The organism is Klebsiella sp. PL-2018 (assembly GCF_019048985.1).
GTDB lineage: Bacteria > Pseudomonadota > Gammaproteobacteria > Enterobacterales > Enterobacteriaceae > Klebsiella > Klebsiella michiganensis.
Genome location: NZ_CP077673.1, coordinates 4,552,714 through 4,576,348, shown reverse-complemented (window position 1 = coordinate 4,576,348; position 23,635 = coordinate 4,552,714). Strand labels below are relative to the sequence as shown.

Annotated in this window: 21 protein-coding genes and 1 pseudogene; 13 read left to right on the top strand and 9 right to left on the bottom strand. The window is 60.3% G+C overall.

Annotation, left to right across the window (positions count from 1 at the left end):
* Positions 1-23 precede the first annotated feature (23 nt).
* Entirely contained in the window at positions 24-1,346 is a 1,323-nt protein-coding gene (locus tag MKleb_RS21425; protein ID WP_217076183.1) for a PTS sugar transporter subunit IIC, read from the bottom strand.
* A 9-nt stretch (positions 1,347-1,355) separates the two neighbouring features.
* A complete protein-coding gene (locus tag MKleb_RS21420; RefSeq protein ID WP_004104871.1) occupies positions 1,356-1,670 on the bottom strand; it encodes a PTS sugar transporter subunit IIB in 315 nt (104 codons plus the stop codon).
* Between the two features lie 174 nt (positions 1,671-1,844).
* On the opposite strand from MKleb_RS21420, the gene MKleb_RS21415 reads away from it, so the two are divergent.
* From MKleb_RS21415 to MKleb_RS21400, 4 genes and pseudogenes are all read left to right on the top strand, one after another.
* Positions 1,845-3,116, top strand: a complete 1,272-nt coding sequence (locus MKleb_RS21415) for a PTS sugar transporter subunit IIC (protein WP_025106460.1) — start codon at positions 1,845-1,847, stop codon at positions 3,114-3,116.
* A 223-nt stretch (positions 3,117-3,339) separates the two neighbouring features.
* Positions 3,340-4,677: pseudogene (locus tag MKleb_RS21410) on the top strand (maltoporin).
* Positions 4,678-4,692: 15 nt separating this feature from the next.
* Positions 4,693-6,885 carry a CBM35 domain-containing protein gene (locus tag MKleb_RS21405; protein WP_025106461.1) on the top strand — a complete coding sequence of 731 codons (2,193 nt, stop codon included), beginning with the start codon at positions 4,693-4,695 and terminating at the stop codon, positions 6,883-6,885.
* 54 nt (positions 6,886-6,939) lie between these two features.
* Positions 6,940-8,340, top strand: a complete 1,401-nt coding sequence (locus MKleb_RS21400) for a glycoside hydrolase family 1 protein (RefSeq protein ID WP_025106462.1) — start codon at positions 6,940-6,942, stop codon at positions 8,338-8,340.
* 188 nt (positions 8,341-8,528) lie between these two features.
* Here the strand turns inward: MKleb_RS21400 and MKleb_RS21395 are convergent, their stop codons facing one another.
* From MKleb_RS21395 to hypA, 7 genes are all read right to left on the bottom strand, one after another.
* Complete coding sequence (locus MKleb_RS21395; protein ID WP_025107271.1) at positions 8,529-9,476, bottom strand: alpha/beta hydrolase; 948 nt, start codon at positions 9,474-9,476, stop codon at positions 8,529-8,531.
* Between the two features lie 117 nt (positions 9,477-9,593).
* Complete coding sequence (gene flhA, locus MKleb_RS21390; RefSeq protein WP_064358914.1) at positions 9,594-11,666, bottom strand: formate hydrogenlyase transcriptional activator FlhA; 2,073 nt, start codon at positions 11,664-11,666, stop codon at positions 9,594-9,596.
* A gap of 231 nt (positions 11,667-11,897) precedes the next feature.
* Positions 11,898-12,908, bottom strand: coding sequence for a hydrogenase expression/formation protein HypE (gene hypE, locus MKleb_RS21385; RefSeq protein ID WP_025107273.1), 1,011 nt, complete (start codon positions 12,906-12,908; stop codon positions 11,898-11,900).
* Entirely contained in the window at positions 12,905-14,026 is a 1,122-nt protein-coding gene (gene hypD, locus MKleb_RS21380; RefSeq protein WP_025107274.1) for a hydrogenase formation protein HypD, read from the bottom strand. Before hypD ends, hypE begins: the two co-directional genes overlap by 4 nt.
* Complete coding sequence (locus MKleb_RS21375; RefSeq protein ID WP_004104861.1) at positions 14,027-14,299, bottom strand: HypC/HybG/HupF family hydrogenase formation chaperone; 273 nt, start codon at positions 14,297-14,299, stop codon at positions 14,027-14,029. It abuts the gene before it with no gap.
* Positions 14,290-15,162, bottom strand: coding sequence for a hydrogenase nickel incorporation protein HypB (gene hypB / locus MKleb_RS21370; protein ID WP_025107275.1), 873 nt, complete (start codon positions 15,160-15,162; stop codon positions 14,290-14,292). Before hypB ends, MKleb_RS21375 begins: the two co-directional genes overlap by 10 nt.
* Before the next feature lie 7 nt (positions 15,163-15,169).
* Positions 15,170-15,514 carry a hydrogenase maturation nickel metallochaperone HypA gene (hypA, locus tag MKleb_RS21365; protein ID WP_004114752.1) on the bottom strand — a complete coding sequence of 115 codons (345 nt, stop codon included), beginning with the start codon at positions 15,512-15,514 and terminating at the stop codon, positions 15,170-15,172.
* A 208-nt stretch (positions 15,515-15,722) separates the two neighbouring features.
* On the opposite strand from hypA, the gene hycA reads away from it, so the two are divergent.
* From hycA to hycI, 9 genes are all read left to right on the top strand, one after another.
* The gene (hycA, locus tag MKleb_RS21360) at positions 15,723-16,172 is read left to right on the top strand and encodes a formate hydrogenlyase regulator HycA (RefSeq protein WP_004134329.1); all 450 of its coding nucleotides are present in this window, start codon (positions 15,723-15,725) and stop codon (positions 16,170-16,172) included.
* An 82-nt stretch (positions 16,173-16,254) separates the two neighbouring features.
* Complete coding sequence (locus MKleb_RS21355) at positions 16,255-16,863, top strand: 4Fe-4S dicluster domain-containing protein (protein ID WP_014839318.1); 609 nt, start codon at positions 16,255-16,257, stop codon at positions 16,861-16,863.
* Positions 16,860-18,686, top strand: a complete 1,827-nt coding sequence (hycC, locus tag MKleb_RS21350) for a formate hydrogenlyase subunit 3 (RefSeq protein WP_025107276.1) — start codon at positions 16,860-16,862, stop codon at positions 18,684-18,686. The genes MKleb_RS21355 and hycC overlap by 4 nt, the downstream gene beginning before the upstream one ends.
* 2 nt (positions 18,687-18,688) lie before the next feature.
* Positions 18,689-19,612: a respiratory chain complex I subunit 1 family protein gene (locus MKleb_RS21345; RefSeq protein WP_004104852.1), complete on the top strand. Its 924-nt coding sequence runs from the start codon at positions 18,689-18,691 to the stop codon at positions 19,610-19,612.
* Between the two features lie 17 nt (positions 19,613-19,629).
* The gene (hycE, locus tag MKleb_RS21340) at positions 19,630-21,339 is read left to right on the top strand and encodes a formate hydrogenlyase subunit HycE (protein ID WP_217076181.1); all 1,710 of its coding nucleotides are present in this window, start codon (positions 19,630-19,632) and stop codon (positions 21,337-21,339) included.
* A 9-nt stretch (positions 21,340-21,348) separates the two neighbouring features.
* Positions 21,349-21,891, top strand: a complete 543-nt coding sequence (locus MKleb_RS21335) for a formate hydrogenlyase complex iron-sulfur subunit (RefSeq protein ID WP_025107277.1) — start codon at positions 21,349-21,351, stop codon at positions 21,889-21,891.
* Positions 21,891-22,658 (top strand): NADH-quinone oxidoreductase subunit B family protein, encoded by a 768-nt coding sequence (locus tag MKleb_RS21330; protein ID WP_014226531.1) that lies wholly within the window; start codon positions 21,891-21,893, stop codon positions 22,656-22,658. The genes MKleb_RS21335 and MKleb_RS21330 overlap by 1 nt, the downstream gene beginning before the upstream one ends.
* Positions 22,655-23,065, top strand: a complete 411-nt coding sequence (locus MKleb_RS21325) for a formate hydrogenlyase maturation HycH family protein (RefSeq protein ID WP_014226530.1) — start codon at positions 22,655-22,657, stop codon at positions 23,063-23,065. Before MKleb_RS21330 ends, MKleb_RS21325 begins: the two co-directional genes overlap by 4 nt.
* Complete coding sequence (hycI, locus tag MKleb_RS21320) at positions 23,058-23,543, top strand: hydrogenase maturation peptidase HycI (protein WP_025107278.1); 486 nt, start codon at positions 23,058-23,060, stop codon at positions 23,541-23,543. Before MKleb_RS21325 ends, hycI begins: the two co-directional genes overlap by 8 nt.
* The last annotated feature ends 92 nt before the right edge of the window (positions 23,544-23,635 follow it).

Sequence of the window (23,635 nt, the reverse complement as noted above, 5' to 3'; positions counted from 1 at the left end):
GACAAACCTCTGAATAGTATTAATTATGCGGACTGCGGCGCGCTTTCGGCCTGGGCCGCCGCGTTAGCGTGCTCCTGCTCCAGCAGCTGTTTTTCGTAGGCTTTGAGGAACGGCAGATACATCACCATCGCCGTCGCCATGCAAATCAGGCACATGATCACCGGGCTAAAGCTCCAGTTCGCTGCCCACGAGGCGCCGATAGGGGCCGGCGTCGTCCACGGCGTCATCGACACCACGCGGCTCACCAGGTCCAGCTTCAGCGCAAAGTAGGCCAGGGTTGCGTTGATCATCGGCACCAGCACGAACGGCAGGAAGAACAGCGGATTCATAATGATCGGCGCGCCGAACAGAATCGGTTCGTTGATGTTAAATACGCCCGGCACCACGCCCATCCGGCCAATCGTCCGCAGATGCACCGCCTTACTGCGCAGCAGCATCAAAGCCAGCGGCAGGGTGGAGCCGACGCCGCCGATCAGCAGATAGTGATCCCAGAAGCCCTGGACATAGATATGCGGGATCGCGGTGCCTGCGGCCATCGCCGCCTGGTTGATCGACAGGTTCGCCATCCAGAACGGATTCATAATCCCGGTGACGATCAGCGCCCCGTGAATGCCGGCAAACCACAGCACCTGGCATACCAGCACCGACAGCAGAATCGCCGGTAGAGTATCGGACGCCGCCACCAGCGGTTTCACCAGCGACATGATCGCTTCCGGGATGATCATGCCCAGCTGCGCTTCGATAAACAGATTCAGCGGATGCAGAGTCAGCACGATCGCCAGCACCGGGATCAGGATCTCAAACGAGCGAGCCACGCCCGCCGGCACTTCAGGCGGCAGACCGATCGTAATATTGTGGCGTTTGAGGAAGGCGTACAGCTCGGTAGAGTAAATCGCCACCAGAATTGCGGTGAAGATCCCCTGGCCGGAGAAGTAGGCGGTGGAGATCTGGCCATCTTTCAGCGGCGCGGCCACCAGCAGGAACGACATCAGCGACAGCATCCCGGCGGTCAGCGAGTCCAGGTTATGGTGTTTTGCCAGGCTGGCGGCGATCCCGACGGCGATAAACAGCGTCATCACCCCCATGCTGAAGTTAAACGGCAGCATCAGCGCATCTCGATGATCGAGAGAAAATTGCAGCCAGGCGCGGGCAAAGCCCCACGTCGTATCCGGGGAAAACGGCGGGAAGATAAAGACCAGCAAAAACGAGCCGACGATCATAAAGGGCAGGGCGGTAATAAAACCGTCGCGGATGGAGGTGACGTATTTTTGTTGGCCGATCGCCCCCGCCATAGGCGTGATCTTCTGTTCAATCACGGCGATCAGCTTCGCGTACAGAGAGCTCATGATCTTTCCTTAGTTTTTGTTATCGATAAGGGAAAGCGCGAAATCCAGTACGGCGCCGCCTTTCTGCATGCCGTAATCCATCATGTTGATGGGTTCCACGCGGATACCGTATTTATCAGCCTGCTTTTGCAGATCTTTCTGCATGTATTTCACCTGCGGCCCCAGCAGGACCACCTGGTAATGGCCGACCTGTTGATCGAATTCCGCGACGCCAAAGGCGTTGATCTCCACCGGCAGACCGCGCTGCTCGGCTTCGGCGATCATTTTTTTCACCAGCAGGCTGGTGGACATGCCCGCGGAACAGCACAACATTATCTTTTTCATATATCGCTCCTGATGAGATGGATGCGCCGACTATAGTCATAACGGATATAAAACGGAAAGCGCTTTCCGTTAGTGGATTTATTTATTGTGACCACGATCACCTATGGCGGGCTTTTACTTTACCCGGGAGTGCGCGATCATCCTGGCGACACCTCTATTCTTAAAGGCAGGATTATGAACATTCAGTTGATGAATGTTGCCGTCGATATCATCGAACAGCGGCTGGCGCCGCTGGCCAACGTTCTGACGCGCAATAACCACATTACGGCGATGCGCGACAGCTTTGCGCTGGCGATGCCGTTTGTGATTGTGGGAAGTTTGCTGGTGCCGATTTTGTTTCCGCCCGTTTCCATTAACGGCGCATCGGCTTTCGGCCAGTTCTATTTCCAGCTGCGGCCCATTCTGCTGCCAACCTTTGAATTGACTATCGGGCTGGTGGCGCTGATTGTGGCCTTCGGCGCCAGCGCCAGCCTTGCCAAGCAGTACCGGCTGCCGGAGCGGCTCTGCGGGCTGACCGGCTGCCTGGCGTTTTTGCTGTTTATCGGCTTTCGCGACAACGGCGCGACCAATATTTTCCTCGGCGGAATGGGGATTTTTACCGCGCTGATTTCAAGCACTTACTCTATTGAAATCGTGCGCTTTTTCTATAAGAAAGGCTGGTGCATCCGCCTACCGGAAGAGGTGCCGGTGATGACCCGCAACGGCTTTCAGCTGCTGATCCCGCTGCTGGTGGTGATGCTCTCTATTAGCGTCATCAACGCGCTGCTGCTGCAGAGCACCGGGCGCATTTTACCGGAGCTGATTAGCGAAGCGGTGCGGCCGCTGGTGGTGGCCTCCGATACCCTAACTGCGGTATTAATTTCTTTATTTATCTGCAACCTGCTTTGGTTTGTCGGCATTCACGGCGCGCTGATTATCACCGGGATTATGAACCCGTTCTGGATGACCTATCTGTTTGAAAACCAGCAGGCGCTGGCCGCCGGTTCCGCTACGCTGCCGCATATCTACCTGCAGGGATTCTGGGATTTCTACCTGCTGATCGGCGGCATCGGCTCGACGCTGCCGCTGGTTTTTATGGCGATGCGCAGCCGTTCGCGGCAGCTGAAAAGCGTGGGGAAAATTGGCCTGCTGCCCTCGCTGTTTAACATCAATGAGCCGATATTGTTCGGCTTTCCGATTATCATGAACCCGGTTTTCCTGCTGCCGTTTCTTTTTGTACCGCTGATAAACGCCTGTATCGCCTGGTATTTAACTCATCTTGGGGTTCTCGATCGGGCGGTGGCGATGCTGCCGTGGTCGATGCCGGCGCCGCTTGGCGCGGCGTGGTCAGCCAACGGCAGCTGGAAAAACCTCTGCATGTGCCTGTTCGCCATTTTTAATGCCTGGATGCTCTATCGTCCGTTCTTCAAGGTCTATGAACGGCAGCTCGCCGACGCCGAACGCTAAGCTTTTCGCCTGCCTGCCACAGCCCGCCGCGCGCGGGCTTTTTTATTTCCGCTCAAAGATGTGATCTAAATCACGAATATTTGCCCGCTATCGTTAAATTTGTGAACTCATCCGGCAATTACGGAAAGCGCTTTCCATTAACGGATGTACATTTCCAATTTTGATCCGTAAATTTCCTCCCGTTCTCAGGCAGTGTTAATAAAAAAATAACCAAGGATAAAAAATGATCAGGCTAAATCATTCAATACCTCTGTCTTTACTCGCCCTCGCGGTGATGAGCGACTGCGCCATCGCCGATCCGAAGTACGATTTTATGCTCCACGGCTATATCCGTTCGGGGATCCTCGCCAACGCCGACGGTAACCGCGCCGACTCCGTTGGCCTGATGCCGGACGGCAAGTGGCGTCTGGGCAACGAAGAGGACACCAAGATCGAACTGATCCCGACGGTGACGTTAACCTCGGACAGCGGCGTGGTGGCTAAAGTCCAGGCCAACATTACCCATCAGTCGAAATGCACCTCAGACTGGAACTGTCAGGATGACGACGGGCATGATGTGCAGTTCCGTGAAGGTTTTGCCGAACTGTCAAATCTCGACTTCGCCCCGGAAATGACCTTCTGGGCCGGTAAGCGCTACAGCAGCTCCAACACCTCCAGCCACCAGTTCGACTGGGAGTACATTCAGTACAACGGTACCGGCGGCGGCTTCGACAACATGGATCTCGGCTTCGCGCGCTTCGATGCCGGGGTTTACGCCTTCTCGCCGACGGATGAAACCAAAGCCTACCCGGTCGACAAAGGCGATCAGGGCTATCCGGATGACTACTCGCTCAACCTGTGGCTGAAAAAGATCGGCGGCACCGGCTTCGATCTTGAGCTGATTGGCCACCACATGAACCGCAACGAGAAGCACCCGACCTCGGCGGAGAAGGGCTACGGCGTGACCGGCGTTTACAACTTTGACGGCTTTTACGGCCTGACCGGCGGCTACTCTCGCGTGGTCTTCCAGTACGGGCGCGGCCTGGCGGCGGGAGAATCGCTGGGTAAAAACGGCTGGGGCTGGGCAAACCTCGACGATACCCAGTCCTGGCGCGTGGTGCTGGATAACATGGCCTCGCTCGGCGACTGGGAAATCTCCACGTTTGCCTACTATCAGAAAGACAAAAACTACCGCTGGTGGACGGAAGACGCCGAAGGCTAGGGGCGCACCAGCTGGGTGGCGGGGATTCGCCCGTACCAGCAGATCACCAAAAACTTCGCCATGCAGTACGAGCTGGGCTACGAATATCTCGACGATAAAAACTACAAAGGCGTGGACGGCAAAGGCAAAGGCGGCCTGACTAAAGTGACCATCGCGCCGACCCTGACCTTTGATTCCGGCTTCTGGACTCGCCCGCAGCTGCGCTTCTTCGTGACTTACGCGAAATGGGATAAAGGGGTGTCCGACGCGCTGGACGGCAACTACGACTGGAGCACCAATACCCTTTCCGCCGGTAGCTACTCGCGCAGCGGCGACACCGATACGCTGAACTTCGGCGTGCAGGCCGAAGTCTGGTTCTAAGGAGAGATAACGATGATTAAGCCGGTGAAAAAACTGATGCTCGTCGCGCTGCTTTCGGCGCTGGGAAGCGCAGGCGCGATGGCCGCGGAGCAGTCGCACTTTGAACACTTTATTACCCGCGACGGCGCAACGTTAAAAGATGGCGACAAGGTGTTCCGCTTTGCGGGCATTCATGCGCCGGAACTGCACCGTATCGAGGACGATGCGCGCGGTACCTGCAAGGCCGACTCGCGCGGCTGGGGGCAATACTTCCGCTGGCCGACGGCGGAGGAACAGGAAAACTGGATTAAAGCGCTCGTGCAAACCGGCGCCAGGGCGCAGCGGGTATACGTACTCTCGGTGCAGCAGACGTTTGACGAGGCCTGCGGTCGCGAAACCCATATTCTGGCCCCGGAAACCGCCGACGGCATGCCGCGCCTGAACGAAAAGGCGATGCGGGTGTACGACAACATGATCGCCGAGGCGGACAAACAGGGGCTGCGCCTGATTCTGCCGTTTATCGATCACTGGTGGTGGTGGGGCGGTCGCGAGCAGCTGGCGGCGTTCTACCACGAAAAGCCGGAGGATTTTTACCGTACCGACAGTAAAACCTTCAAGGCCTATCTTGATGTGATTCGCCAGGTTATCACCCGTACCAACAGCGTGACCGGGCGCCCTTACTATGACGAAAAAGCGATTATGGCCTGGGAGACCGGCAACGAGCTGGAGGACACCAACGCGGCGTTCCTTCTGCAGACCGCCGCGTGGATCAAAAAGTGGGCGCCGCACCAGCTGGTGGTGGATGGTACCTATAAGAAAATTAATGCGTTTGCGCTTAACGATCCCCATGTCGATATCGTCAGCAACCATTACTACACCAATGCCGATAACAACCATCCCGAACAGGTGAAAAAAGACCTGACGGCGGCAGCGGGTAAGAAAGTCTACATGGTGGGCGAATTTGGCCTGCTGGACGCGCAGCAGCTTAACGCCATTATGCAGTCGATCGTCCATAGCGAAGTCAACGGCGCGCAGGCGGCGGGCGGTTTAATCTGGGGCTTCCGCGGTCATCGTCACGACGGCGGCTTCTACTGGCACAAAGAGTCCACCGGCCACTACAGCTACCATCTGCCGGGCTTCCCGGTCGAAGGTAAGGCCAACCAGGAGATGGAGGTGGTCGACCTGGTGCGCACCGCCGCCGCGCAGATGAACGGGCAGGAGAAAGCGCCGCCGCTGCCGAAACCTGACGCGCCGACGCTGCGGCCGACGGATTCACCGTTTGCGATCAACTGGCTGGGGGCGGCGGTAGGGCGCGCCTATGATGTTGAGCGCGCTGATTCGCCATCCGGGCCGTGGAAGGTCGTGGGGCGCGACATTTCCGACGGCGTTAACGAGTGGAACCCGCAGACGATGGATCTGTTCCGCGATGACTATCGCAGTCTGCGGCTGGGGAATACGTACTATTACCGCGTCATCGCTAAAAACGAGAGCGGCAGTTCATCGCCTTCGAATGTGATTAGCGTGAAGCATACTCAGGCGAATCAGGCGCCGGTAGTGGCGCTGGCGGAGACGCTCACCACCAGCCAGGACCAGGGCGTGCAGCTCAGCGCGAGCTGGCGCGATGACGCCCTCCCGGACCGCAACGTGACGGTGAGCTGGAGCAACGGCGGCAGCGCGCAGGCCCACTTCTGCGCGACGGATAAAGCCGAAACCCGCGCCTGGTTCAGCGCCCCCGGTGAATACGCGCTGACTTTTAGCGCCGATGACGGCCTGCTCAAAAGCAGCAAAACCGTTAAGGTCACGGTGACGGAAGCCGTCGGTAAAGTCCCCGCCGACTACTGCCGTTTTGGCGGCGGGGTATTGAACGTGACCGATGGCAAGATTGCGGCGGCGAAAAGCGAAAAAGACGCGCTGGCGATTGGCGACGACGGCTTCCTCGGGCCGTTCGCCAACGACGGGGATAAGGTCAGCTGGCAGGTTTCCGCGCCGTGGGCCGGCAAGTATCAGCTGCGGGTGACGTTCAGCGGCAAATGGGGCGGCAAGAAAAACTCGTTTATCGTCAACGACGGCGCGCCAATCGCGGTTGAATTCCCGCAGACCGATGAGCAGGGCCAGCAGCTGCTGGTGCCGGTTGAGCTGAAGGCCGGCGATAACCGCATCGACTTCGGTAAATTCGCCGGCGACTGGGGCTACATGTTTATCAAATCGATTGAAGTGGTTGCAGAGTAGTGCTTATTGGCTGCGCCCGTTGGGTGCGGCCTTTTTTAACTTACAGGAGGCGTTATGACCCGGTATCAGTTTCCGGAAGGCTTTTTATGGGGCGCGGCGGCATCCGGTCCGCAAACGGAAGGGATAAGCAACAAGCCGCACCGTTCTATTTGGGATAGCTGGTTTGCCGAACAGCCGGAACGTTTTTATCAGCAGATTGGGCCGCAAACCGTTTGCGACACCTATCATCAGTATCCCCAGGACGTGGCGTTGATGAAGCGGACCGGGTTCAACTCCTTCCGCACGTCGATTCAGTGGTCGCGGCTGATTGACGACTTCGAAACCGGCGCGCCCAATGCGGACGCGGTGCGTTTCTATCATGCCTACCTGGATGAGATGATTGAAAACGGCATCGAGCCGATGATCAACCTCTATCATTTTGACATGCCGGAAGCGCTGCAAAAGCAGTACGGCGGCTTTGAGTCGGCGCACGTGACCGATCTTTTCGCGCGTTTTGCCCGTACCGCTTTTGAGCTATTCGGTCACAAGGTGAAATACTGGATTACCTTCAACGAGCCGATTGTGCCGGTTGAGGGCGGCTACCTGTACGACTTCCACTATCCCTGCAAGAAAGACGGCAGGCTGGCGGCGCAGGTGGCGTTTAACATTATGCTGGCCCACGCCAAAGCGGTGCGCGAGTTTCGCGCGCTGGCGCTGGAAAGCGAGATTGGCGTGGTGCTGAATCTGACGCCGTCCTATACCCGCAACGACAGCGCGGAAGACCAAAAAGCGGCGTGGTATGCGGATCTGTTCTTCAACCGCAGCTTCCTCGATCCGCTGGTGAAGCATCAGTTCCCGAAAGCGCTGTGCGAAATTCTGGCCGCACACCACTGCCTGCCGGAGGTGACAAAAGCCGACGTGGAGCTGATTACCGGATCGCGCGTCGATTTTCTCGGCGTTAACTATTACGTTCCGCGGCGGGTGAAGGCGCGCGAAAGCGACTATACGCTGGACTATTTCACCCCGGAGTTCTATTTCGAAAACTACGTGAATCCGCAAGGGCGCTTTAATCCTTATCGCGATAATAATGAGATTCTGCCGCAGGCGATTTATGACATTGCCGCCAATATTCGCGATAACTACGGCAATATAAAGTGGTTCCTCGCGGAAATCGGTATTGCGATGGATATTGAGTCGGAAGGCGAACCCGGCGCAGACGGGGTGATTGACGATTCGTTCCGTATCGGCCTGATGGAAGAGCATCTGGTGCAGCTGCATCGCGCGATAGCCGACGGCGCGAACTGCTTTGGCGTGCATCAGTGGACCTTTATCGATAACTGGTCGTGGATTAACTCGTTCAAGCGCCGCTACGGTTTCTGGCGGCTCGACCTGCAAACCGGAGAGCGGCAGATAAAGCGCAACGCGCTGTGGTTTGCCGAACTGGCGACCAGCAACGGCTTCAGTTCTGATAAATAGCTCGGCAAAATCCCCCGGAGGCGGCGCTTGACGCGCCTGTCCGGGCTACCAAACCGCACGAACTTGTAGCCGGCCAGATGCGCAGCATCGCCTCCGGGAAACCGTACCTACCGGGGCTTCGAGGTCCCCGCCGTCTGCGGACAGGTAGCCCGGCTAAGGCGTCAGCCGCGAGCCGGGGATTACCGGCGCTATTTTTTCATTTCCGCCAGCGAGGCTATCCAGTTCATCGCCAGCTGCGGCCACTCGGCGGCGGGCAGGTCTCGGGTCCCGCGAATGCCAAATCCGTGTTTCCCCTCGGCGAACAGATGCAGCTCGGTCGGCACCTGCTGCGCGCGCAGGGCGTTAAACATCACCAGCGCGTTATCCACCGGCACGGAAGGATCGTCCACCGCGTGAAAAATAAAGGTCGGCGGCGTTTGCGGCGTGACGTTCTGCTCCGGTGAATAGCGGTGCTGCCGCTCTGCCGTCGGCGTTTCGCCAATCAATGCCTTGCGCGATCCGGGATGGGCAATCGCCGGATCCATGGAAATAACCGGATAGCCGAGCACCGCGAAGTCCGGCCGCGCGCTCTGCTGGTCAACCGCGTCCACGGCGGCGTAAGCCGGTTCGCTATAGCGTGTCTCCAGGCTTGCCGCCACGTGTCCCCCGGCGGAAAAGCCCATAATGCCGATTTTTTGCGGGTCGATATGCCAATCGGCGGCCCGCGCCCGCAGGGTACGCAGCGCGCGCTGCGCATCGGCCAACGGCGCCTCGCTGCCTTCCGCGTGACCGTCCGCCGGCATCCGGTAGGTCATCACAAACAGGGTATAGCCCCGGGCGTTAAATACCGGGGCGAGATCGCTGCCCTCTTTATCCAATACCACTCGCTGGTAAGAGCCGCCCGGCGTCACCAGCAGCGCGATACCGTTGGGCTTCTCCGGCGCGTAAACGGTAATTGTCGGAGCGCGAACGCCGGTGACCGCGCGATCGGGCAGCGAGGGGTCTTTGCTGCGCTCCACCAGCGATTCGCTCGCCGGGCTGTTTTTGGCGCCGGGCGCTTCACCGCCGGGCCAGACGGAAAAGGTGGGAAGAGAGGAAAATGCAGCCTGAGAAGCCAAAAGCAAAGCGATGGCGGCGGCCAGAGGTAAACGCGTCATAAGCATCTCCATTAAGGAAAAGGCTTATTTATCATTCATCAGGAACGGGTAAAGCGAGTTGTCTCACAGAACGCTGTTTCATTAAAATCAAAATGAAACAGCGTTCTGAAGATGTGCCTACTGCAGCTGGTCTTTATTAATACCCAACCGTTTCATGCGCGAAAGCAGCGTCGTGCGCTTTAATCCCAGACGCTGGGCCGCGCCCTTCGGTCCGGCGACCACGCCGTTGCTCTCTTTCAGCACCCGGACAATCAGCTGGTATTCGTCTTCCCCTTCCTCCGGCAGCACTTCCGCCGCCAGCGGCTCCGTCTCGATACTCATTTCCGGTAAGGAGAGCTGCAGCACGCTGCCGCGGGTCAGCAGCACCGCGCGCTCAATGACGTTCTCCAGTTCGCGCACGTTACCCGGCCACTCCATGCGGCTGAGCAGGCGCAGCGTTTCCGCCGGAATGCTATCAATGTTGCGCCCGAGACGGCGGGCAATTTTAAAAGTGAAGGCCTTCACCAGCAGGGGAATATCCTCCGGCCGCTCGCGCAGGGGAGGCAGGTGGATCGGGAAGACGTTCAGCCGATAGTAGAGATCGCTGCGAAACTCGCGATCGGCGACCATTTGCTTAAGATCGCGGTTGGTGGCGGCGATCAGGCGCACGTCGGTGTGAATCAGCTTATTGCTGCCGAGACGCTCGAACTCCTGCTCCTGCAACACGCGCAGCAGTTTCGGCTGTAGTTCAATCGGCATGTCGCCCACTTCATCGAGAAACAGCGAGCTTTTGTCCGCCAGTTCGAAACGGCCGATACGCTGGGCGCTGGCGCCGGTGAAGGCGCCGCGCTCGTGGCCAAACAGGTCGCTTTCCAGCAGCCCGGCGGGCATCGCCGCGCAGTTCATTTTGACCATCCGGCGGCTATTGCGGCCGCTCAGATTATGAATAGCGCGGGCAATCAGCTCCTTACCGGTGCCGGTTTCGCCGAGGATCAGCACCGTGCTGTCGCTCTGCGCCACCATCTCCACCTGCTTGAGCACGTTGTTCATGGCCTCGCTGCGGCCGATGATTTCGCCAAACTCGCTCTCGACGTTGTTAAGCTGTTCGGTCAGGGCGAGGTTCTCATCGACCAGCCGCTCTTTCAGCCGCTGAATCTCGCGGTAGGCGAGGGCGTTGTCGATGGCGATCGAGACGCGCTCGGCGATTTGCCGCAGCAGCTTGAGGTTGGTGGTGGTGAAGACTTTCTCATCGCACTGCGCCAGCTTCAGCACCCCAAGCAGGGTATTGCCGGACATCAACGGCAGCAGGCACAGGGTCTGAATTTTGTTATCCCACATCTCGAAAAGCATTTTTTCGTACGGCGCCAGCGGGTCGTGCTGATGCAGGTTGAGCAGCAGCATCTCTTTGCTTTTGAATACCCGTTCGGTCAGGGTACCGGCTTCGTCCACTTCGCTCTGGTCGTGCACCGGGTGGCTGGCGTCGAGGTAGTGGGTGGAGTAGATATTGAGCTTGCCTTTGCGGTTGCTGCGCAGTACCACGCTGATGGCGTCGATGCGGAAGTAGCGGTGGATCTCTTTGGCCACTTCGCTGACCAGTTCGTCGATATCCAGCCGCGAGAGTACCGCGTTGGTGATCGCCACCAGGATGCGGAAGTTGTCGCGTTCCCGGCACAGCAGGTCGTAATCAACGTTGTTGCTGACCCGGCTTTGGATCTGTTCGGTCACCACGGCAACGATTTGCGTAAAGGTGTGCAGCCGCTGGTACTCTTTTTCGGTCCACGGCCGGTTGTCGTCGCGAATAAATTCGCAGCCGCCGAAAATACGCCCTTCCGCCGCCAGCGGCAGCAGGCAGTAATAGCCAAAGCTGGGGTAGAGTCCGCTTACGGCGAGCTGCGGCCAGGTTTCGGCAAAGGTGGCGCTATCGCAATGCAGCGCATCCGGGCGCGAGAGCAGGCGTCGAACCGGGCCGTTGGCGAGGACGGTTTCATCCTCGTAGCTCACCGGCTGCCCCGCGTCGTCGCAGGCGTGCCGGACGGCGCGATGGTTGCCGGAATGCCACAGAATAATCGCCGCCCGGTCGGCGAGCGCGGACTGCTGCACCAGGCCGGTCAGCGTCTCGCTCAGCGCGGCCAGATCCGGCTGCTGTAATAAAATGCGGGTGATATCAAACAGACCCTGCTGCCCAAGATCGCCCATCGGTGTATACGACATTGCTTAAGTCCAAAAGCGCCGCAAAGCGGCGCAGAAGAAAGTGATGACACAAATAATAGTCTGTTAATAAAGCGGTTGTGACCGCCATTAACCCATCCGTGGGTGCCCGCTGGTTTGGGCTGGATAATCATGCTGGCTTTTCCCGGCTCGCGCTGCGCTTAGCCGGGCTACAGGTGCGCGCAGTGTTGTAGCCCGGATAGGGCGTTAGCCGCAATCCGGGGGCCCGCACCGTTAACAAATTCTCGGCAGCGGCTCGGCGTGAGGAAGATCCAGCGTGCGCTTCACGCCGTACAGACCAACAGAGCGCACGCCCGCGTGCGGCACAACCTCGCCGATTATCGCCGCATCGCGGCCTAATGGATGAGACCGTAAATGCGCAAGTACGCTTTCCGCCGCCTCGCGGGCAACGGCGATCAGCAGCTTGCCCTCGTTGGCGAAATTAAGCGCGTCCAGCCCCAGCAGCTCGCATACGCCGCGCACGGTATCGTTCACCGGCAGCTTATTCTCGTGCAGTTCAATCCCGCAGCCGCTGGCGGCGGCGAATTCATGGGCTACCGCGTTAACGCCGCCGCGGGTGGCATCGCGCAGGGCTTTCACGCCAGCAACGTCGCGCAGCGTCTGAATCAAGGGCGTCAGCACCGCGCAGTCGCTGGACAGCGCGCCGTCAAGCCCCATCTGTTCGCGCAGGTTGAGGATCGTTGCCCCGTGATCGCCAAGCGTGCCGCTGACCAGCAGCACGTCTCCCGCGCTAATCTGCTGCGCCCCCCAGCGAATACCGGTAGGGATAACGCCGATCCCGGCGGTATTGATAAACAGCTTATCCGCCGCCCCGCGCGGCACCACTTTGGTATCGCCGGTGACAATGGCGATGCCGGCCTCCCGCGCGGTCTGCGCCATGCTGTTCACCACCGCTTCGAGGGTGGCCATCTCCAGCCCCTCTTCGAGAATAAACCCGCACGAGAGATAGCGCGGCAGCGCGCCGCTCACAGCCACATCGTTGGCGGTGCCGCAGACCGCCAGCTTGCCGATGTTGCCGCCTGGGAAAAACAGCGGATCGATGACGTAGCTGTCGGTGGAGAAGGCGAGCCTGTCGCCCTGCGCGCTAAGCTGGGCGAGATCGAGACGCGCCTGATCTTCCTGCTCCGCCAGCCAGGGGTTGGCGAAAGCCTGCATAAACAGGTCGCCGATCAGCTGCTGCATCGCCTGACCGCCGCTACCGTGGGCTAACTGAACGCTTTTCATGCTTCGATTTCCTGACTGCGATATTGATACCAGGCGGCGCAGGCGCCTTCCGATGAGACCATCAGCGCGCCGAATGCGCTCTGCGGGTTGCAGGTATTGCCGAATAGCGGGCACTGGTGCGGTTTGCAGCGGCCGGTCAGCACCTCGCCGCAGCGGGCGCGCGGGTCGTCGCTGACCCGCTGCGGCGCCGGGCGGAAATGTGCTTCGGCGTCGAAACGCTGATACGCGGCCGTCAGATGCACGCCGGAGTCGTTAATCACCCCCAGACCGCGCCACTCGCTATCGCCGCTAAGGCAAAACACCTCGGCGATGGCCGACTGCGCCAGCGGGTTGCCCGCATCGGGCACCACCCGGCGATACTGGTTCTCCACGTCGCTGTGCCGCGCTATTGTCTGCTCAACCAGCATCACCGCGCCTTGCAGTAGATCAAGCGGTTCGAATCCTGCCACCACTAAAGGACGATGATAGTCGCTGGCGATAAATCCGTAGGCGTCGGTGCCAATCACCATGCTGACGTGACCGGGGGCGAGAAACGCGTCGATACCGTTATCCGGCTGGTCGAGCAGGCTGCGCAGGGTCGGCAGCAGGGTGATGTGCTGGCAGAAAAAATAGAAGTTGGCGACGCCGCGCTCGCGGGCCTGGCGCAGGGTCAGGGCGGTGGCGGGCATCGTCGTTTCAAAACCAAGGCCGAAGAACACCACTTCACGCTCGGGGTGCTGCTGCGCCAGCTTCAGGGCGTCCATCGGCGAATAGACGATGCGGACGTCGGCGCCGCGCGATTTAGCCTGCAGCAGTGAACCGTTTTTTCCCGGCACGCGCATGGCGTCGCCAAAGGTGCAGAAAATCACCCCCGGACGGCTGGCGATATCGATACAGGCGTCGATGCGCCCCATCGGCAGCACGCACACCGGGCAGCCGGGGCCGTGAATAAACTCGATATTTTCCGGCAGCAGCTGGTCGAGACCAAATTTAAAAATGGCGTGGGTATGACCGCCGCACACTTCCATAATGCGCAGCGGACGTTCGGCGGTATGCGGCAGCAGGCGCGCGCGCTGCCGGAGGAGTTCCACCAGCTGCATCACCTGTTCCGGGGCGCGGTATTCATCGACATAGCGCATTTACCGCTCCTCGCCGTACAGCAGCGCGCCGACGTCCGGCTCGACTTCAAACATATTTTGCAGCGCCTCGAGGGTATCGCGGGCTTCGGCTTCGTTAATCACGCTCATGGCGAAACCCACGTGGACCAGCACCCACTGACCGAGACGCGGCTGGCCGCGATCGTCAACCGCGCCCACCAGGGTCAGGTCGACTTCGCGCTGAATGCCGCACACTTCGACCTTCGCCAGATTGCCGTCAATGGCGCAGATTTGTCCGGGAATGCCTATGCACATTGTTGCGTCTCCAGCCAGCTAAGCCACTGGTCCATGCCTTCGCCGCTGGTGGCGGAAAGCAGGATGATGTCAATATCCGGGTTCACCTCGCGGGCGCAGGCCAGACACTTTTCTACGTCAAAGTTGAGATACGGCAGCAGGTCGACCTTGTTAAGCAGCATCAGGCTGGCGGCGGCGAACATATGCGGATACTTCAGCGGCTTGTCTTCGCCTTCGGTTACCGACAGCACCGCCACTTTATGACGTTCGCCGAGGTCAAAGCTCGCCGGACACACCAGGTTACCGACGTTTTCGATAAACAGAATGCCGTGGTCCGCCAGCGGCAGGCGCGGCGCGGCGTCGGCGATCATCTGCGCGTCGAGATGGCAGCCTTTGCCGGTGTTGACCTGAATCGCCGGGGTGCCGGTGGCGCGGATGCGCGCGGCGTCGTTCACCGTTTGCTGATCGCCTTCAATCACCGCGCAGGCGGTTTTCTCTTTCAGCCGCAGCAGGGTTTCCGTCAGCAGGGTGGTTTTGCCGGAGCCGGGGCTGGAGACCAGATTCAGCACCAGCTGGTTTTTCGCGGCGAAGCGCGTGCGGTTGCGGGCGGCCAGAAGGTTGTTTTTATCCAGCACGTCGATTTCCACTTCCAGCATCCGCCGCTGGCTCTGGCCCGGCGCATGGGTACCCGCCTCGCCGTGACCGTAGTGCAGGTCGCCAGCCTCCGAGCGGGTGGGGGAAAAGTTATCGGTTTTCACGCCGGTAATGTTCATCATCTGGCGCGGGGCGGGCGCGAAGGGTGCGCTGCGAAACGCCGAATGCGGGTTATGCTCGTCGCCTTCTATATAAAGGTTGCCTTCACCGCAGCCGCAGGTTGTACACATAATCTTATTACTCCACTTCTAGTCGCTGAATCTGTAAGCCGTCATCCGCCACGATTTGCAGCCGGTCGCTCTGACACTGCGGGCAGCGGCGCACGTGCTGGGAGATGAGATGCACGTACTGCTGGCAGGATTCACACCAGCATTCAGCCTGTTGTTCGGCGATATGCAGCTCGCAGCCCTCCGCCAGCGTGCCGCGGCACACCAACTCAAAGCAGAAGGTCAGCGCGCTGGCCTCCACGCAGGAAAACGCCCCGACCTTCAGCCACACGCCGGTCACCCGACGCGCGCCGGCCTGCAGCGCCTGCTGTTCGATAATTTCCAGCGCCCGCTGGCTAAGAGTGATTTCGTGCATGGTGCCTCCGTATCGCGATGGCCCTTTAATGCAATAACGATGCCAGGTCATAGGTAATGTCACGAAAATGTCGATGACACGCTGCAGACGTCGTCATCGACATGTCTTTCCGCCCCCCGGAATTTTATAAACATGTTTAAAATCAATTAATTAAATTTTGGCATGAAAAGTGCTTAACCGGTGCATCTCATACAACGGGGGATCCGGGATGACTATTTGGGAATTAAGTGAAAAGGCGGACTACATCGCCGATCGTCACCGTCAGCATCAGGAGCAGTGGCACACCTACTGCAACTCCTTGGTACAGGGGATAACCCTGTCGAAAGCGCGTCTGCATCACGCCATGAGCTGCGCGCCGGATAAAGAACTGTGCTTCGTACTGTTTGGCCATTTTCAGGTCTACGTTGCGCTGGCGGAGGGCTTTAACAGCCACACCATCGAGTACTACGTGGAAACCAAAAACGGCGACGACAGACGTCTGATTGCCCAGGCCACGCTGGGTTCAGACGGCACCATTGATGGCCGGATTAGCAACCGCGATCGCGAGCAGGTTCTGGAGCACTATCTGGCGACTATCGCCAGCGTTTACGACCGTCTCTACGAGGCTATCGAACAAGACCAGCCGGTGGATTTAAGCCACCTGACGCTGGCCCGTTAATCGTCAGGTGTCGACAAGTGTCGAAGCTGACACCTGCGCAACCTGTTTTCGTCAAAAATGACTTTCACCTGAGGATGACCCGGTGAACCGTTTTGTAATTGCTGACTCCACCGTCTGTATCGGCTGTCGCACCTGCGAAGCCGCCTGCGCTGAGACTCACCGCCAGCAGGGCCTGCAGGCCATGCCCCGGCTGCATTTAATGCGCAATGAAAAAGAATCTGCGCCGCAGATGTGCCACCACTGTGAAGATGCGCCCTGCGCCGCCGTCTGCCCGGTTAACGCCATTAATCGCGTCGATGGCGCGGTGCAGCTCAATGAGAGCCTGTGCGTAAGCTGCAAGCTGTGCGGCATCGCCTGTCCGTTCGGCGCCATTGAGTTTTCCGGCAGCCGTCCGCTGGATATGCCGGCTAACGCCAATACGCCCCTGGCCCCCGCCGCGCCGCCGGCGCCGGCCCGCGTCAGCTCGCTGCTCGACTGGGTGCCGGGCGTGCGCGCCATCGCCGTCAAATGCGACCTGTGCCACTTCGATGAGCAGGGCCCGGCGTGCGTACGCACCTGCCCGACCAAAGCGCTGCTGCTGGTGGATATCCGCGATATCGCCCAGGCCAGCAAGCGTAAGCGGCAGCTGACTTTTAATACCGATCTCGGCGATCTGTCGCTGTTCCAGGCGCAACAAGGGGACGTGAAATGAGTGTGATTTCCTTAGTGAATCAGGCGGTGGCCTGGTACGCCGCCAGCGCGGTGCTGGCGTTTCTGTTCGCCCTGCGCAAACCGCTGAGCGGGGCGATCGCCGGGATTGGCGGCGCGGTCGCCAGCGCGATGCTGGTGCTGGCGGGCGGAACGGCGCTGCTGATGCCGGAGCGCGTTAGCGGCGGCATGCTGCAGATGCTGCATTTGACCCTGCGCGTGGGCGGCGTCAACGCGCTGTGGCTGCTGGCGATCGGCCTGTCGGCGCTGCCGATTTCACTGTTCAATATCGCCTGGCATCGTCACCCGCAGGTGAAAGCCAACGGCCTGCTGGTGAATCTGCTGCTGGCCGCCGCCGTCTGCGCCGTGGTGGTGACAAACTTCGGCGCGCTGGTGGTGATGGCGGAGATTATGGCCCTTTGCGCCGCGTTTCTTACCGGCTGCGCGCAGTCCGGCAAGCTGTGGTTTGCGCTGGGTCGCCTCGGTACGCTGCTGATGGCGTGGAGCTGCTGGCTGGTCTGGTCGTCCTACGGCACCCTTGAGCTGGCGCAGATTACCCAGCTGGCGATGGCGGCGCCGCAGAACGCGCTGCTGTGGCTGCCGGGCCTGGTCGGCTTTGCGCTGCTGGCCGGAGTTATTCCGCTGCACGGCTGGGCGCCGCAGGCCCACGCCGGCGCCAGCGCGCCGGCCGCCGCGCTGTTTTCCACGGTGGTGATGAAGGTCGGTCTCTACGGCATCCTGACGGTCTCGCTGGCCGGCAGCGTACCGCCGCTGTGGTGGGGCGTGATGCTGCTGGTGTTGGGCATGATCACCGCCTTCGTCGGCGGGCTGTACGCCCTGATGGAGCACAATATTCAGCGCCTGCTGGCGTACCACACCCTGGAAAACATCGGCATTATCCTGCTCGGCCTCGGGGCGTTCGTCACCGGCGTGGCGACCCATAACCCGACCCTGATGGTGCTGGGCTTTATTGGCGGCATGTATCACCTGATCAACCATAGCCTGTTTAAAACCACCCTGTTCCTCGGCGCGGGGGCGGTGTGGTTCCGCACCGGCCATCGCGATATCGAAAAGCTCGGCGGGATCGGCAAGAAAATGCCGCTGATTTCGCTCGCGATGCTGGTGGGCCTGATGGCGATGGCCGCGCTGCCGCCGCTGAACGGCTTTGCCGGGGAGTGGGTTATCTATCAGTCCTTCTTTAAGCTGAGCACCGGCGACGCGTTTGTTGGCCGCCTGCTCGGGCCGCTGCTGGCGGTAGGCCTGGCGATTACCGGCGCGCTGGCGGTGATGTGTATGGCGAAAGTCTACGGCGTCACCTTCCTCGGCGCGCCGCGAAGTAAAGAGGCGGAAAACGCCACCTGCGCGCCGGGGCTGATGACCTTTAGCGTGGTGCTGGCCGCCGTCTGCTGCGTGATTGGCGGGGTTGCCGCGCCGTGGCTGCTGCCGCTGGTGAGCGGGGCGTTTCCGGTGCAGGCGGAGGTCTCCAGCGCGGTGTCCCAGCCGATGATCGCCATTCTGCTGATTGCCTGCCCGCTGCTGCCGCTGCTGCTGATGATCTTCTTCAAGGGCGATCGCCTGCCGGCGCGCTCCCGCGGGGCGGCCTGGGTCTGCGGCTACGACCATGAAAAATCCATGGTGGTGACCGCCCACGGTTTCGCCATGCCGGTGAAAGAAGCCTTTGCGCCGATTCTGAAACTGCGCCACTGGCTGAACCCGGTGCGCCTGGTGCCCGGCTGGCAGAACGCTTCCGCGCCTGCGCTATTTCGCGGCGTGGCGCTGGTGGAGCTGGCGGTACTGGTGGTGATTGTGATTTCCCGAGGAGCCTGAGAATGAGCGTATTAATTGCATTGTTGCAGGCGCTGGTGCTGTTCGCCGTCGCGCCGCTGTTGTCCGGGGTGACCCGCGTCGCCCGCGCGCGTCTGCATAATCGCCGCGGTCCGGGCGTGCTGCAGGAGTACCGGGACATTCTGAAACTGCTGGGCCGCCAGAGCGTTGGCCCGGATGCCTCCGGCTGGGTCTTCCGCCTGACGCCGTACGTGATGGTCGGCGTGATGCTGACCATCGCCACCGCGCTGCCGGTGGTGACCGTTGATTCGCCGATGGCGGGGCTGGGCGACCTGATCACCCTGATCTACCTGTTCGCTATCGCCCGCTTCTTCTTTGCTATTTCCGGCCTTGATACCGGCAGCCCGTTTACCGCTATCGGGGCGAGCCGCGAAGCGATGCTCGGCGTGCTGGTGGAGCCCATCCTGCTGCTCGGCCTGTGGGTCGCGGCGCAGGTCGCGGGGTCCACCCATATCAGCAGTATCACCGACACCATTTATCACTGGCCTGTCGCCCGCACTCTTCCGCTGATTCTGGCGCTGTGCGCCTGCGCCTTCGCCACCTTTATCGAAATGGGCAAGCTGCCGTTCGACCTGGCGGAAGCGGAGCAGGAGCTTCAGGAAGGCCCGCTCTCGGAATACAGCGGCAGCGGCTTCGGCGTGCTGAAGTGGGGCATCAGCCTAAAGCAGCTGGTGGTCCTGCAGATGTTCGTCGGCGTATTTATCCCGTGGGGACAGATGACCAGCTTTAGCGTCGGCGGTCTGCTGCTGGCGCTGGTGGTTGCCGTCGTCAAGCTGGTGCTCGGCGTGCTGGTGATTGCGCTGTTCGAAAACAGCATGGCGCGTCTGCGCTTTTGCGCCACCTCCCGCGTCACCTGGGCCGGGTTTGGTTTTGCCTTTTTAGCCTTCGTCTCCTTGCTGGTGGCGTGATTTAAGAGAGTTTGAGCATGTCTGAAGAAAAAATCGGTCAACACTATCTCGCCGCGCTGCATCAGGCCTTTCCGGGCGTGGTGCTGGATGAAGCCTGGCAGACCAAAGACCAGTTGACGGTCACGGTGAAGGTCAACTATCTGCCGGAAGTGGTCGAGTTCCTGTACTACAAGCAGGGCGGCTGGCTGTCGGTGCTGTTCGGCAACGATGAACGCAAGCTGAACGGCCACTACGCCGTCTACTACGTGCTGTCGATGGAGCAGGGCACGAAGTGCTGGATCACCGTGCGCGTGGAAGTGGACGCCAATAAACCCGAGTATCCGTCGGTGACGCCGCGGGTGCCGGCGGCGGTATGGGGCGAGCGCGAAGTGCGCGACATGTACGGCCTGGTGCCGGTCGGCCTGCCGGACGAACGCCGGCTGGTGCTGCCGGACGACTGGCCGGATGAACTCTATCCGCTGCGTAAAGACAGCATGGACTACCGCCAGCGTCCGGCGCCGACCACCGACGCCGAAACCTACGAGTTTATCAACGAGCTGGGCAGCAAGAAAAACAACGTGGTGCCGATTGGCCCGCTGCACGTCACCTCCGACGAACCGGGCCACTTCCGCCTGTTCGTTGACGGCGAGAATATTATCGACGCCGACTACCGCCTGTTCTACGTGCATCGCGGGATGGAAAAGCTGGCGGAAACCCGGATGGGCTACAACGAAGTCACCTTCCTGTCGGACCGCGTGTGCGGTATCTGCGGTTTCGCCCACAGCACCGCCTACACCACTTCGGTGGAGAACGCGATGGGTATCGTGGTGCCGGAGCGCGCGCAGATGATCCGCGCCATTCTGCTGGAGGTGGAGCGCCTGCACTCGCACCTGCTGAACCTCGGCCTCGCCTGCCACTTTACCGGCTTCGACTCCGGGTTTATGCAGTTCTTCCGCGTGCGCGAAACCTCGATGAAGATGGCGGAAATTCTTACCGGGGCGCGTAAAACCTACGGTCTGAACCTGATTGGCGGCATTCGTCGCGATCTGCTGAAAGAGGACATGATCCAGACCCGCCAGCTGGCGCAGAAGATGCGCCGCGACGTGCAGGAGCTGGTGGATATGCTGCTCAGCACGCCGAATATGGAGCAGCGTACCGTGGGCATCGGTCGTCTCGACCCGCAAATCGCCCGCGACTTCAGCAACGTTGGCCCGATGGTGCGCGCCAGCGGGCACGCCCGCGATACCCGCGCCGATCACCCGTTTGTCGGCTACGGCCTGCTGCCGATGGAAGTGCACAGCGAACAGGGCTGCGACGTCATCTCGCGCCTGAAGGTGCGCATCAACGAGGTCTACACCGCGCTGAACATGATCGACTTCGGCCTCGATAACCTGCCGGGCGGCCCGCTGATGGTCGAAGGGTTCACCTATATTCCGCACCGCTTCGCGCTGGGCTTCTCGGAAGCGCCGCGCGGAGATGATATCCACTGGAGCATGACCGGCGACAACCAGAAGCTGTACCGCTGGCGCTGCCGGGCGGCGACCTACGCCAACTGGCCGACTCTGCGCTATATGCTGCGCGGCAATACCGTCTCCGACGCGCCGCTGATTATCGGCAGCCTCGACCCGTGCTACTCCTGCACCGACCGCATGACCGTGGTCGACGTGCGCAAGAAGAAAAGCAAAGTGGTGCCGTACAAAGAGCTGGAGCGCTACAGCATCGAGCGTAAGAACTCGCCGCTGAAATAAGGAATCGCCATGTTTACCTTTATTAAAAAAGTCATCAAAACCGGCACCGCGACGCACTCATACCCGCTGGAGCCGATGCCGGTGGATAAAAACTTCCGCGGCAAACCGGAGCATAACCCGCAGCAGTGCATCGGCTGCGCCGCCTGCGTTAACGCCTGCCCGTCGAACGCCCTGACGGTGGAGACCGATCTGGCCACCAACCAGCTGGCTTGGCAGTTCAACCTGGGACGCTGCATTTTCTGCGGACGCTGCGAAGAGGTTTGCCCGACGGCGGCGATTAGGCTCTCTCAGGAGTACGAGCTGGCGGTGTGGAAAAAAGAGGATTTCCTCCAGCAGTCGCGTTTTGCCATCTGCCACTGTCGGGTATGCGCACGGCCGTTCGCCGTACAGAAAGAGATCGACTACGCCATCGCGCTGCTCAAACACAACGGCGACAGCCGCGCCGAGCTGCATCGCGAAAGCTTTGAGACCTGCCCGGAGTGTAAACGCCAGAAGTGCCTGGTGCCGTCCGACCGTATTGAACTGACTCGCCATATGAGAGAGGCCAGCTGATGAGCAACTTATTAGGGCCGCGCGATGAAAACGGCATTCCGGTGCCGATGACGGTGGATGAGTCCATCGCCAGCATGAAGGCATCGCTGCTGAAGAAAATTAAGCGTTCCGCCTACGTCTACCGGGTGGACTGCGGCGGCTGCAACGGCTGCGAGATCGAGATTTTCGCTACCCTGTCGCCGCTGTTCGACGCCGAGCGTTTTGGGATCAAAGTGGTGCCGTCGCCGCGTCACGCCGATATTCTGCTGTTTACCGGAGCGGTAACCCGGGCGATGCGTTCTCCCGCGCTGCGCGCGTGGCAGTCCGCGCCGGACCCGAAAATCTGTATCTCCTACGGCGCCTGCGGCAACAGCGGCGGAATCTTCCACGACCTCTACTGCGTATGGGGCGGCACCGATAAAATCGTGCCGGTGGATGTCTATATTCCCGGCTGCCCGCCGACCCCCGCCGCGACGCTGTACGGCTTCGCGATGGCGCTGGGCCTGCTGGAGCAGAAAATCCACGCCCGCGTGCCAGGCGAACAGGACGAACGGCCGACCGAGCTTCTGCATCCGGATATGGTACAGCCGCTGCGGGTGCGCATCGACCGCGAAGCGCGCCGGCTGGCGGGCTATCGCTACGGTCGCCAGATAGCCGACGACTATATGCGCCTGCTGGGACAGGGCGATAGCCAGGTGGTGCGCTGGCTGGAGGCGGAAAAAGATCCGCGCCTGACCGAGATCGTCACCCATCTGAACCAGGTGGTCGAAGGAGCGCGTATCCGATGAGCGAGACGGTGGTGTTCAGTCAGCTGAGCCGTAAATTTATTGATGAGAACGATGCGACGCCCGACCAGGCGCAGCAGGTGGTCTATTACAGCCTGGCAATTGGCCACCACCTCGGCGTGATCGACTGCCTTGAGGCGGCGCTGAGCTGCCCGTGGCAGGCGTATCTGGCGTGGATTGCGACCCTCGAAGAGGGCAGCACCGCGCGGCGCAAAATGGAAGGCGTGCCGAAGTACGGCGAGATTGTTATCGACAGCAATCATGTGACGATGCTGGCCAACGCTTTTGATAAAGCGCAGGCCCGTCAGACCCCCGAGCAGCAGGCGTGGAGCAAAACGCTGCTCAGCATGCTGCATGATATTCACCAGGAAAGCGCCATCTATCTGATGGTGAGGAGACTCCGTGACTGACGTTTTACTCTGTGTCGGCAATAGTATGATGGGCGACGACGGCGCAGGTCCGCTGCTGGCGGAGATGTGCGCGGCTAACCCCGTCGGCGAATGGGTGGTGATTGACGGCGGCAGCGCGCCGGAGAACGATATCGTCGCCATTCGCGAGCTGCGCCCCGAGCGCCTGCTGATCGTCGATGCCACCGATATGGGCCTGAATCCCGGCGAGATCCGCATCGTCGATCCGGACGATATCGCCGAGATGTTTATGATGACCACCCACAATATGCCGCTCAACTATCTGATCGATCAGCTAAAAGAGGATATCGGCGAGGTGATTTTCTTAGGCATTCAGCCGGATATCGTCGGCTTTTATTACCCGATGACCCAGCCGATTAAGGACGCGGTCGAGGTGGTGTACGCGCGGCTTAATGGCTGGCAGGGGAATGGCGGTTTTGCGGCACTTGAAGCCGCAGAGGAGGCGGCGTTCCCCGGCTAAGCGCAGCGCGAGCCGGAAGTTCGGTCAGGGGAGCAAGCGTAATTTTTTCCCGGGTCGCGGCGTAAACGCCTTACCCGGGCTACCGGTTCGCG